Raw genomic sequence first — 11,145 nt, 5'->3', positions numbered from 1 at the left:
GGGGTCGACGTGCAGGGACACGGCACGGAGCAGGACCGGACGGACACCGGGTGGCTCACCGAGGACGAGGTCGCCGGCGTGCTGGAGCTGGCGCGCACCCACCTCGGCACCGACGTCGCGTGGGTCACCGAGTTCAGCGGCGGGCGGCAGGTGGTGCTGGCCAGCTCCGGCGACCCGTCGCTGCTGCACGCCGAGGTCGGCGGCCCGGGCGAGCCCGTCGAGGACACCTACTGCGTGCGGGTGCTGCGCGGCGAGCTGCCGGAGGTGGTGCCCGACGCGAGGCACCACCCGGTGAGCGCGCCGCTGCCGATCACCGAGCGGATGGGCATCGGGTCGTACGTCGGGGTGCCGCTGCACGGACCCGGCGGCACCGTCACCGGCATGCTCTGCGCGCTGGGCCGCACCGCCGACCCGCGGCTCGACGAGCAGGCGCCGCGGTTCCTGGCGATGCTCGCGGCGATCCTGTCGGAGCGGATGTCGGCCCCCGACGCGGTGCGCCGCCGCCGCGCCCGCGAGCGCGCGGAGTCGGTCGAGGACGTGCTCGACGCGGGCGGCCCGGCGATCGTGCACCAGCCGCTGGTGCGGCTGCCGGACCGCGCGGTGCGCGGCTTCGAGGCGCTGGCCCGGTTCGACAGCCCGGCGTTCGTGTCGCCCGCGCACGCCTTCGCGGTGGCCGCGCAGACCGGCCACGGCGTCGAGCTGGAGGCGTCGGCCGCGCGCGCCGCGATGGACACGCTGCCGCGGCTGGCCAGGGGGCAGACCCTCACCGTGAACCTGTCGGCGGAGGCGCTCGCCGACGGCCGGGTGGTCGACCTGGTGCTGCAGCGCGGCGCCCAGGCCGCGGCGTCCGGGCAGCTGCTCGCCGTCGAGGTCACCGAGCACACCGTCGTCGACGACTACCCGGCGCTGCGCGCAGTGCGGGAGCGGCTGCGCGCGGCCGGGCTCGCGGTCTACGTGGACGACGCCGGCGCCGGGTACGCGAGCCTGCACCACGTGCTCGAGCTGCGCCCCGACGTCATCAAGGTCGACATCGACCTGGTGCGGCACGTCGACACCGACCCCGCGCGGGCCGCGCTGATCCGGTCGCTGGTGGCGTTCGCGCGGGAGATCCGGGCCGTGGTGCTGGGCGAGGGCGTCGAGACGGCGGGCGAGCACGCGGCGCTGGTCGACCTCGGGGTCACCTACGGGCAGGGCTTCTACTACGGCCGCCCCGGCCCGCTGCCGGACGTGCTCTCGCAGGCCGGGTAGCACCTGGCGAGCGTCCGGCGCGGTCCGGCGCGATTCACCTGAACGGAGCACGCTCCCCCGCGAGCAGGTCGGTCCTTGCTGGGGCACGATGGGCGCACGCCGTCATCGTGACGGTCGGTTGTGGGCGCGTGACCGTTGGTGACTGGCGGGGGCCGGTGCCGAGCGGTGCGGGAGGGGCAGCACGATGATCGACGAGGCCGCGATGGTCGAGGTGGTCGACGCCTTCACGGCGACGGTCACCGGTGACTTCTCCGTCGAGGACATCCTGCGCCAGCTCGCCGAGGCGGTGGCCCGGGTGCTCGAGGTCGACGGCGCCGGGGTGATGGCGCCGGCGCACGACAGCCTGCTGCGGTTCGTCTTCGCGACGTCCGACCCCAGCCGGATGGCCGACCAGATGCAGGAGGTGCTGCAGGACGGGCCCTGCGTGGCCGCCGCCGCGTCCGGCGAGATCGTGAACGTCGGCGACCTGACCCACGAGGGCGACTGGCCGTTGTTCCAGGCCCGTGCCGTCGACGCCGGGCTGCACGCGGTGACGGCGATCCCGCTGCGCGCCCGCGACACCACCTGGGGCGTGCTCGACCTCTACCGCGAGCGCGCCGAGCGGCTGGACGACGCCGAGCTGGCGGCCGCCGTCCGGCTGGCGAACCTGGCGACCTCCTACCTGGTGGTGACCGCCGACCGCGACACCGCCCGCACCGCGCAGGCGGCGCTCGCCCACCACGCCATGCACGACCCGCTGACCGGGCTGCCGGTGCGCTGGGTGTTCCTCGAGCAGCTGACCCACGCGCTGACCCGCCTGCACCGGCACCCCGAGCGCGGGCTGGCCGTGCTGTTCCTCGACATCGACGGCCTGAAGTACGTCAACGACACCTTCGGCCACCCGGCCGGCGACCGGCTGATCACCGAGTGCGTGGCCCGCGCGACGTACGCCCTGCGGCCGTCCGACCTGATGGCCCGGCTCGGCGGCGACGAGTTCGTGCTGCTGCTCGAGGACGTCGACGCCGCGGCCGCCTCGTCGGTGGCCGAGCGGGTGCTGGCCGAGCTGCGCGTGCCCTACCAGTCGGACACCGAGCTGATCCGGCCGTCGGCCAGCATCGGCATCGTCGTCACCGACGACCCGCACACCACGCCCGACGTGCTCATCGCGCACGCCGACACCGCCATGTACGCCGCCAAGCACGACGGCCGCGGCCGGTACCGCGTGTTCGACCCCTCGGCCTACGCCGTCGAGCGCGCCGAGGCCAGCGCCCGCGAGACGCTCACCGCGCAGCTGCGCGCGGCGCTCGCCGAGGACCAGCTCGAGGTGCACTACCAGCCGATCGTCGACCTCACCGACGGGCCGGACGGCGCGCAGGTGTCGCGTCGTCCGTGGGCGGTCGAGGCCCTGGTGCGGTGGCGGCACCCCGACCTCGGCACCATCCCGGCCAGCCAGTTCGTGCCGCTCGCCGAGTCGACCGGCCTCGTCGTGGAGATGGGCGGCTTCGTGCTGCGCGAGGCCTGCGCCCAGCTCGCCGTCTGGCGCGCCGACGAGGGCGAGCACGCCCCCGAGCGGCTGTTCGTGAACCTGTCGGCCGCCGAGATCGCCGACCCCGCGCTGCCCGGCCTGGTGGGCGAGCTGCTGCGCGAGCACGGCCTGCAACCCGGTCAGCTCACGCTCGAGATCACCGAGGGCGAGCTGCTCACCGAGCCCGCCGTCACCGCCGCCGCCGTGCAGGCGCTGCGCGACCTCGGCTGCGAGCTGGCGATCGACGACTTCGGCACCGGCCACTCCTCGCTCAGCCGGCTGCTCGAGATCCCCGCCTCGACGCTGAAGGTCGACCAGTCCTTCAGCCGCGGCCTGCCCACCCGCCGCGACGCCGCGGCCATCGTCTCCTCGGTGCTGCTGCTCGGGCACAACCTGCGCCGCACCGTGGTCGTCGAGGGCGTCGAGGACGCGCTGACCCTCGAGACCCTGCACCGCCTCGGCGCCACCCACGTGCAGGGCTACCACCTGGCCCGCCCGCAGACCGCCGTCGACCTCGCCGCCACCTGGCACTGACCGGGACGGCGCGAAGCCCCGCGCCTCGGCGGGCGGGGTGGCCGCTCGCGGGACAGGGTGTGGGCGTGCGCGTACTCGTGACCGGAGCGACCGGCAACATCGGCAGCGCCCTGCTGCGGCGGCTCGTGGACGGCGGGCACGCCGTCACGGGGGTGGTGCGGCGGGTGCCGCCCGAGCCGACGGGCGCGTTCGCCCGGGCGCAGTGGGTGCGGGCCGACCTGACCGACCCCGGCACCCAGCGGGTGCTCACCGAGGCGATGGCCGGCGTCGACGCCGTCGTGCACCTGGCGTGGGGGTTCCAGCCCTCGCACGACGAGGCGTACCTCGAGCGGCTCGGCGTCGGGGGCACCCGGCAGGTGCTCGGTGCGGCCGCTGATGCCGGCGTCCGGCACGTGGTGCACATGTCGTCGGTCGGCGCCTACGCGCCCAAGCAGGACGACGCGCCGGTCGACGAGTCGTGGCCGACCACGGGTGTGCCGACGTCGCGGTACTCGCGGCACAAGGCGGCGGCCGAGCGGCTGCTGGACGCCGTCGAGGCCGAGGGCACGATCGAGGTCGTCACCCGGTTGCGGCCCGGCATCGTCGGCCAGGCCAGCGCCGGCAGCGCGCTCGACCGGTACGGCCTGCCCGGCGCGGTGCCCGCGGCGCTGCTGCGGCTGCTGCCGGTGCTGCCGCTCGACCGCTCGCTGACCGTCCCGATGGTGCACAGCGACGACGTCGCCGACGCGGTGCTGCGGGTGCTCGAGCAGGGTGCGGGCGGCGCGTTCAACCTGGCCGCGCCCACCCCGGTGACCCGCGACCACGTCGCCGCGGCGCTCGGCGCGACGCCCGTGCACGTGCCGGCGAAGGTGCTGCGCGTCGCCGCCGACCTCGCCTGGCGCGCCTACCTGCAGCCGGTCGACACCGGCTGGCTCGACCTCGGCTTCGCGGTGCCGCTGCTCGACACCACCCGCGCCCGCACCGAGCTGGGCTGGACGACGACGCACGACGGCCCCGAGGTGCTCGAGGAGGTCGTGGCCGGCATGGCGAGCGGCAGCAGCGACGCCACCCCGGCGCTGCGCCCGCGCAGCGTCGTCGAGCAGCTGGCGCGCGCCGTCCGGTACGGGCCGGTCAGCCGCCGGCCGTTCCCCTGAGCCGGCGCAGCCGACCCACCACCCACCAGCGAGGAGAGGCCACCGTGGCGACAGACGAGCAGACCCCGCTCGACCCCGAGGCGCTGGCCGACGGACGGGTGCACCGGGCCGGCGAGTGGGCGGTCGGCACCAGCCGCGGCGAGCCGTTCGCGGTCTCGCGGCGCTGCCGGCACCAGCTGGCCGACCTGTCGGAGGGCTCGGTCGACGCCGACGGCTGCCTGGTCTGCCCGTGGCACGCCAGCCGGTACGACGTCCGCAGCGGCGAGATGGTGTCCGGCCCGCGCGGGTTCCTCGGCTACCACGGTCCGACGCCCGGTTACAGCTCGCTGATCCGCTACGTCGGACGGCTGTGGCGGCTGCGGGTGGGCCGGGTCGAGGCTCAGGACGGGCGGGTCGTCGTCCGCGACCGCTGAGCCGACCACCCACCCGGGCGCGCCGCCAGCGCCGCCACCAGCTGCACGGCGCTCACGACGGTCAGCGGCACCGAGCGCGGCACCTGCACGACCACCGCACCGACCGTGGCCAGCACGAGCACCCACCAGGCGAGGCGGGCGAGCCGGCCACCGCGCAGCACCAGGGTCCACAGCACCGCGTCGCAGGTCACCGCGACGACCTCCCACCGGCGCGGGTCGAGCACCAGCACCACGACGTCGAGCGCGCCGTACACCGCGGCGGCCGCCACCTGGCGGCGGCTCGGGCTCCACACGTCGTCGACCGGCCCGGCCCCTACGGGAGCCAGGCGTCCCGGTGCTGGGGGTGCGTCGACCACGGCAGGGCGAGCGCGCGCAGCAGCGGCCGGTCGTCGGCCGACTGCCGCTCGCAGCGCCCCTGCTCGATGTCGGTGCCGCTGTGCCCGCACCCGCGGTCGGCGTCCTCGCAGACCGCCTGGTCGAGGTCGAGGCGCAGCAGCTCGCGCCGGGTCTCGCACTCGACGAGCAGCCGCTGCGGCGGCCAGCCACCGGTGCAGGTGGTGCCGTCCTCGGCGGCGGTGCGCGCACGCGCCTCGTCCTCGGCGATGCGCGCGAGCAGGAACTCACGCAGGTCCACGGCGCTGATCATGCCCGGTCACCGGTGGACGCGTCACCGCCGGGCCACCGGATCCGCGCGGGTCGGGTCGGCTCGTTCCGCCGTCACCACCCACCCGCGGCCTACGATCGCCAGGCGGGTCGCGGCGCCCACCGGCGCCCGGCACGTCCCCCGTCCAGCCACCGGCGCAGGAGGTGCCATGCCCGAGCGGCCCGGCGCCCCGCTGGCCTGGGCCGCGGTGCCGCCGAGCGCCGGCGCTACGAGGAGGTTCGTGCGCGACCGGCTCGAGGGCGGGCTGGCCCTGCTCGGTGCGGCGTCCGACGACGTGCTCGACACCGTGCAGCTGGTGGTCACCGAGCTGGTGACGAACGTGGTGCTGCACGCCCAGACCGACCTGTCGCTGCACCTGGTGCTCACCGGCGACGCCGTGCGGCTGGCGGTCGCCGACGGGTCACCGCACGGGCCGGTCTCGCGGCCGCACACGCCGACGGCCACCACCGGCCGCGGCTGGACCGTCGTGACCGCGCTGACCCGCGCCGCAGGCGTCGCGGTCGTGCCGGACGACGGCGGCAAGGTCGTGTGGTGCGAGATCCCGCTCGCCGAGCGCGCAGACCAGCCGCCGGCCTCGTCCGGGACGCCGGGCTGGGTGGCCGACGAGGTGGCCGTCGTCGTCGGACTCGCCCCGCTGCGTCCGGCGGCCACCCCGCCGGTGACGCCGCCCGGTGCCGGCGAGGGGCCCCGACCGGCCGAGGCTGCGCAGGCTGCGCAGGCTGCGCAGGCGACCGAGCTGTCCGGCCTGGGCCGGCCGGTGCGGCTCCTCGGCTTCCCCGTCGCCCGCGCGATGCGGCTGCACGAGCACCGGCAGGCGCTGGTGCGCGAGCTCGAGCTGCTCGACCTCGCCGGCACCCCCTGGACGCCGGACGAGCGGGCCGACGTCGAGGCGGTCCGCGCGCAGCTGCTCGCCCGGTACACCGGCCCGGTCACCCGGGCCGACGCGGAGCTCGAGCGGGCCGCGCGGGCGGGGCTCGCCGCGGTCGACCTCGACTACCCGCCGGCCGCCGACCCGGACGGCTTCGCGGCCGCCTGGCAGCGGCTCACCGAGCGCATGGACGACCTCAGCGAGGCGGCCCACCTGCTGGCCGTGCCGACGCCGCTGGAGGCGCAGGAGCTCACCGACTGGGTGCTCGCCGAGTACGCGGCGCAGGGCGCAGGCCACCCGCCCACCCCGTGGACCGGGCCAGTGGACTGACCTGCGCAGATTGCTCCGGACGGGGACTTCTGGGACGCCGGTGAACGGCCGATGGACCTCGGGTGAAGCGGTCCCACCAGCTCGTGCTCGCGCTCGCCGGCCTCGTCGTGCTCGCCTACCCCCTGGCGCCGGTGAGCGACGTCGTGCGCCAGCTCGCCTACGACTGCGTGGCCGCCGCCGCGCTGACCGTCGGCTGGATCGCGCTGCGCCAGCACGCGCCGCGTCGCGCCCGCGGCTGGCAGCTCGTGCTGGCCGGCTTCAGCAGCTGGGTCGTCGGCGACGTGGTCTGGAGCCTCGAGACCACGGTGCTGCAGCGCGACACCTACCCGCTGTGGTCCGACGTCGTGTACCTCGCCGGCTACGGCCTGATGGGCGTCGGCGCCCTGCACCTGGTGCGCAGCCGCCGGGCCGGCCGCGACGTCACGGCCTTCCTCGACGCGGCCATCGTCACCGCCGGCGTCGCCGTGCCCGTCATCACGTTCCTGGTGCTGCCCGCGACCCACGACTCCGACCTCTCGGTGCTCGGCCGCCTGGTGTCGGCGGCCTACCCGGTGGGCGACCTGTTCGTGCTCGCGCTGCTCGCCCGGCTGATGGCCACGCCAGGCGCCACCACCGCCGCGTTCCGCCTGCTGGCAGCCGCCGTCGGGGTCACGCTGCTCGCCGACTCGGTGTACCAGGTGATGGTGTCGGCCGACCCGGGCACGCAGGGCTCGGTGCTGCTGGACGCCGGGTGGCTGGCGGCGTACGTGCTGGTGGGCGCCGCTGCCGCACACCCCTCGATGCGGGTGCTCACCGAGCCGCCGCCGGACCGGCCGTCGCAGGCGTCCCTGCGCAAGCTGCTGCTGCTCACCCTCGGGTCGATGCTGCCCGGCGCCTGCGTCCTCGTCGACGGCGCCCGCGACGGCCACGTCGCCTGGCTGCAGCTCGGCGTCGGTTCCCTCGCGCTGTCGCTGCTCGTGCTGACCCGCATGGCCCGGCTGCTGGAGCAGGTGCAGGTGCAGGCCGTGCAGCTCGCCGCGCTGGCCCGCGTCGACGCGCTGACCGGCGCGCCGAACCGCCGCTCGTGGGACCACGAGCTGTCGCGGGCGTGCGCGCACGCCCGCGACACCGACGAGCCGCTGGCCGTCGCGATCCTCGACCTCGACCACTTCAAGCGCTATAACGACGCGCACGGGCACCCGGCCGGCGACCTGCTGCTGCGCGAGGCGGTGGCCGCCTGGACGGCGCTGCTCGACGACGGGCAGGTGCTCGCCCGGTACGGCGGCGAGGAGTTCGCGGTGCTGCTGCCGGGCCTCGACCTCGCGTCGGCACGCCTGCTGCTCGACGGGCTGCGCGCCGTCACCCCGGTGGGGCAGACCTTCTCGGCCGGCCTCACGCTGTGGGACCCGGCCGGGGACCCCGCGGCCACCATCAGCCGCGCCGACGAGGCGCTGTACCAGGCCAAGCGGCTCGGCCGCGACCGCGTCGTGGTGTGGGCCGACTCGGCGCAGGCGGTCAGCGAGGCCAGCGGGTACCTGCGCGTCGTGGTGCAGCCGCTCGTCGACGCGGCGACCGGCGCGGTGGTCGGGCACGAGGCGCTGACCCGCTTCGCCGGGCCGGGCGACGTCCGCGAGCAGTTCCTGCAGGCGCACGCCGGCGGGTACGGCGACCTGCTCGAGGCGCACGCCGTCACCAACGCGCTCGACCTGCCCGACCGGCCCGCGGGCCAGCTGCTCTTCGTGAACGTCTCCGCCGCGGCCCTGCGCTCCCAGCGGTTCTGGGAACTGCTGCCGCCGCGGCTCGACGACGTGGTGGTCGAGCTCGTCGAGGACGACCGCACCACCGACTGGGGCGAGTTCACCGGCGCCGTCGCGCAGCTGCGCGAGCGCGGGGCGCTCATCGCGGTCGACGACCTCGGTGCCGGTGCCGGCGACCTGGCCCGGCTGCTCGCCATCCGGCCCGACGTGGTGAAGATCGACCGCAACGTGGTCGACGGCTGCGCCAGCGACCCGATCCGCGCCCAGCTCGTGCGGATGATCGTGCAGATCGCCGCGGCGGGCGGCGCCCGGGTCTGCGCCGAGGGCGTCGAGCAGGTCGCCGACCTCGAGCAGGTGCGGTCCGCCGGCGTCGCCCTGGTGCAGGGCTACCTGCTCGGGCGCCCCGGCCGCGAGTGGACCCGGGGCGTGCTCACGCCGACCGCCTGACCCACCACCGGCGGCGGCCCGGACCGGGCGACGTCCCGGCGGGCTCGTGGTGGGCCACGACGTCGTCGTCGTACCGCAGCATCCAGCCGCCGGCGGCGACGCCCTCGGCCAGGCGCGGCGGGCTGCCGCCCTGCGACACCGCCCGGTCGTCCGCCTCGAGGAACGCCCGGCGGCGCACGACCGCGGCGCACGCGTCGACGTCGAGCACCGTCCGCTCGGTGCGCAGGTCGAGCACGTCGTCACCCGCGGCAGCGGGCCGGCCCGCGGCGCCGTCGTCGACCCGGGCGGCCAGCAGCCCGAGGTGCGGGCGCCCGTCGAAGGCCTCTGCCGCGCGGGCCAGCTGCGCGGCGTCCCACCACCACCCGTCGTCCGCGAACGCCACGAGCGGCGTCCGCACGGCCAGCACCCCGACGCGGCGCGCCGCGGTCCCGGCATCGCGACGCAGCGGCACGACCGTCACGTCGTCGCGACCGAGGGCCTGCAGCGCCTCGACGGTGCCGTCGTGCGAGCCGTTGTCGACCACCACGACCGGCCCCGTCAGCCGGCCGACCGTGCGCAGGGTGCTGTCGCGCTGGTGGTGGCAGGTGACCACGACCGTCACACGGCCGGCGTCCGGCGTCACCACGCCGCCACCCCCGCCCGGCGGACGGCGTGCGCCCGCCCGGGTTCCGGGCGCTCGCCGTCGAGCGTCGTCCGCAGCCGGCGCAGCGCCTGACCGAGCAGCCGCGACACCTGCATCTGCGTCACGCCGATCTCCTCGGCGATCTCCTTGGGTGCAGCCGCCGTAGAACCGCATCGAGAGCAGCACGCGGTCGCGCTCCGGCAGCTCGCGCAGCAGCGGGCCGATCGAGGCGGCGGCGGCGTGGTCGTCGAGGTCGAGCCCACCCGGGTCGGCCACCAGGTCGACCACCGAACCGCCGTCGTCGTCGACCGGGGCGTCGAGCGACAGCGCGCTGTAGCCGGACGACGCGGTGCGGGCCTCGCGCACGTCGGCCGCCGTCACCTGCAGCTCGGCGGCGAGCTCGTCGTCGGTGGGCGAGCGGCCGAGCCGGTGCCCCAGACGCTCCTGGGCGCCGCGCAGCGCACCGCGCAGCTCCTGCACGCGACGCGGGGGCCGCACGTCCCACCCGCGGTCGCGGAAGTTGCGGCGCAGCTCGCCGAGCACCGACGGCACGACGTACGCCGCCACCCCGGCGCCCGCACCGGGCCGGTAGGCGTGCACGGCCTTGGTGAGCCCCAGCGCCGCCACCTGCTGCAGGTCCTCGAGCGGCTCGCCCCGGCCCGCGTACCGGCCGGCCAGCGACCGGGCCAGCGGCAGCAGCGCCACCACGGCCTGCCGCAGCAGGGCCTCGCGGCACGCCGGCGCGACACCGGGAGCGCACGCCTCGCCGAGCAGCTGCTCGCAGACCTCCTCCGCGCGCGACGGCGTGGGCCGGGTGGCCACAGGGGTCGACGTGGTGAGCGTGGTCACGCGCCCACCCGCCGTGACAGCGGCACGGCGACCGGCGCGTCGCCCTCGAAGGCGCGCAGCAGCTGCTCGCGCACGGTCGACCCCCCGAAGCGCGCGGCGGCCCGGGCGGCGACGGCCTCGCCGAGCGCGAGCCGCCGCCACGGGTCGTGCACGAGCTCCAGCACCGTGCGGGCCAGGTCGGCCGGCTCCCGCGCGGGCGTCAGGCAGCCGGTGGTGCCGTCGTCGACGACGTCGCGGGCCGGGGCCGAGTCGACCGCCACGACGGCGCGCGCACGGCACATGGCCAGCAGCGCCGTCAGCCCGTTGCCGCCCTCGCGCGAGGTGGCGACCACCACGGCCGCGTCGTCGACCAGCCGGACGACCCGCTCCGGACGCAGCCGGCCGGCGAGGTGCACACGGGCCGCGACACCCGCCTGCTCGGCCAGCACCCGCAGCCGGGCCCTGCCGGAGGCGCTGCACCCGGCCAGCAGCAGGTGCGCGTCGGGGTCGTGCCGCAGCGCGCAGAGCAGCCCGGTGGCGACGACCTGGTCGGGTGCGCCCGAGAGGCCGACGACCCAGGGCGGGGCGGCGGCGCGGCGGCTGCGGCTCGGCAGCGGGTGGGGGTCGGCCAGCGCGTGCACCGGCAGGGCGACGTCCGGCACCAGCGTCAGGTGGTGCGGTCGCACCCCGAGCCGTCGGGCGATCGCCAGGTCGGTCGCGTGCGAGACGGTGACGGCGTCCGCGGCCCGCAGCACGGCGGCGGCGCGGGCGACGTCGCCGGGCGGGCAGTGCCGCAGCCGCGACAGCTCGGCGCGCAC

General features: G+C 76.9%; 10 protein-coding genes. 6 read left to right on the top strand and 4 right to left on the bottom strand.

Going from position 1 to position 11,145, the window contains the following annotated elements; translation table 11 throughout:
- The first annotated feature begins 9 nt into the window (after positions 1-9).
- The 4 genes from ACYVI6_RS10050 to ACYVI6_RS10035 all read left to right on the top strand — a co-directional run bounded on the left by ACYVI6_RS10050 (position 10) and on the right by ACYVI6_RS10035 (position 4,832).
- Positions 10-1,248 (top strand): sensor domain-containing phosphodiesterase, encoded by a 1,239-nt coding sequence (locus ACYVI6_RS10050; protein ID WP_460446243.1) that lies wholly within the window; start codon positions 10-12, stop codon positions 1,246-1,248.
- A 184-nt stretch (positions 1,249-1,432) separates the two neighbouring features.
- The gene (locus tag ACYVI6_RS10045; RefSeq protein WP_460446242.1) at positions 1,433-3,286 is read left to right on the top strand and encodes a putative bifunctional diguanylate cyclase/phosphodiesterase; all 1,854 of its coding nucleotides are present in this window, start codon (positions 1,433-1,435) and stop codon (positions 3,284-3,286) included.
- 65 nt (positions 3,287-3,351) lie between these two features.
- Entirely contained in the window at positions 3,352-4,419 is a 1,068-nt protein-coding gene (locus ACYVI6_RS10040) for an NAD-dependent epimerase/dehydratase family protein (RefSeq protein WP_460446241.1), read from the top strand.
- Between the two features lie 44 nt (positions 4,420-4,463).
- Positions 4,464-4,832 carry a Rieske (2Fe-2S) protein gene (locus ACYVI6_RS10035; RefSeq protein WP_460446240.1) on the top strand — a complete coding sequence of 123 codons (369 nt, stop codon included), beginning with the start codon at positions 4,464-4,466 and terminating at the stop codon, positions 4,830-4,832.
- Here the strand turns inward: ACYVI6_RS10035 and ACYVI6_RS10030 are convergent.
- Together ACYVI6_RS10030 and ACYVI6_RS10025 are read right to left on the bottom strand one after the other, a co-directional pair.
- Positions 4,799-5,125, bottom strand: coding sequence for a hypothetical protein (locus ACYVI6_RS10030; protein WP_460446239.1), 327 nt, complete (start codon positions 5,123-5,125; stop codon positions 4,799-4,801). The genes ACYVI6_RS10035 and ACYVI6_RS10030 overlap by 34 nt on opposite strands.
- A gap of 20 nt (positions 5,126-5,145) precedes the next feature.
- Positions 5,146-5,466: a DUF6221 family protein gene (locus ACYVI6_RS10025; RefSeq protein WP_460446238.1), complete on the bottom strand. Its 321-nt coding sequence runs from the start codon at positions 5,464-5,466 to the stop codon at positions 5,146-5,148.
- Between the two features lie 178 nt (positions 5,467-5,644).
- Here ACYVI6_RS10025 and ACYVI6_RS10020 point away from each other — a divergent pair, with 178 nt between their 5' ends.
- Entirely contained in the window at positions 5,645-6,694 is a 1,050-nt protein-coding gene (locus ACYVI6_RS10020) for an ATP-binding protein (RefSeq protein WP_460446237.1), read from the top strand.
- 62 nt (positions 6,695-6,756) lie between these two features.
- Positions 6,757-8,877, top strand: a complete 2,121-nt coding sequence (locus tag ACYVI6_RS10015; protein WP_460446236.1) for an EAL domain-containing protein — start codon at positions 6,757-6,759, stop codon at positions 8,875-8,877.
- Here the strand turns inward: ACYVI6_RS10015 and ACYVI6_RS10010 are convergent.
- Together ACYVI6_RS10010 and ACYVI6_RS10005 are read right to left on the bottom strand one after the other, a co-directional pair.
- Positions 8,861-10,348 (bottom strand): sigma-70 domain-containing protein, encoded by a 1,488-nt coding sequence (locus ACYVI6_RS10010; RefSeq protein WP_460446235.1) that lies wholly within the window; start codon positions 10,346-10,348, stop codon positions 8,861-8,863. The genes ACYVI6_RS10015 and ACYVI6_RS10010 overlap by 17 nt on opposite strands.
- Positions 10,345-11,145: glycosyltransferase family 4 protein (locus ACYVI6_RS10005; RefSeq protein WP_460446234.1), on the bottom strand; the 801-nt coding region annotated here is incomplete at its 5' end. The genes ACYVI6_RS10005 and ACYVI6_RS10010, both read right to left, overlap by 4 nt.

The organism is Angustibacter aerolatus (assembly GCF_054776675.1).
The sequence above is the reverse complement of the archived record's forward strand: the minus strand, read 5'-3'. Positions and strand labels throughout refer to the sequence as shown.

What these genes read in the sequence shown, in the direction of transcription:
- ACYVI6_RS10020 (WP_460446237.1), top strand. Translation starts at nt 5,645, where the DNA reads ATGCCCGAGCGGCCCGGCGCCCCGCTGGCCTGGGCCGCGGTGCCGCCG.
- ACYVI6_RS10045 (WP_460446242.1), top strand. Translation starts at nt 1,433, where the DNA reads ATGATCGACGAGGCCGCGATGGTCGAGGTGGTCGACGCCTTCACGGCG.